Here is a 329-nt window from a genome sequence, read left to right on the forward strand (position 1 = left end):
GATTAGTAATGGTACCAAGGTTTATGACGGTACCACGAACGTGGATACCGCGCAGTTTAAGGTGACTGGTCCAGAGGGTGTGACCGTTCCAACTTTGACGGCTGACGATTTTGATTTAAGCGGAATCACAAGTGCCAACGTTGGTAGCTATGCGGTAACGCTGAACCAAGCTGGGATTGATGCACTGCAAGGTGCGAATACGAACTACACAATTACGAGCAACAATGTGACCGTTGGTAAGTTAACCATTACACCGAATACGCAGGCAACAGTTCAGGTTCAGGACAGTACTAAATTCTACGATGGGACCACGCAAGCAGATACGACGC

The 329-nt window shown here is 48.0% G+C and carries 1 protein-coding gene; it reads left to right on the top strand.

Going from position 1 to position 329, the window contains the following annotated elements:
• Positions 1 to 329, top strand: a 329-nt coding sequence (locus CES82_RS12570; RefSeq protein ID WP_180245745.1) for an MBG domain-containing protein, incomplete at both ends; no start/stop codon positions are given.

It is taken from the genome of Secundilactobacillus silagincola (assembly GCF_002583405.1).
GTDB classification, from domain to species: domain Bacteria; phylum Bacillota; class Bacilli; order Lactobacillales; family Lactobacillaceae; genus Secundilactobacillus; species Secundilactobacillus silagincola.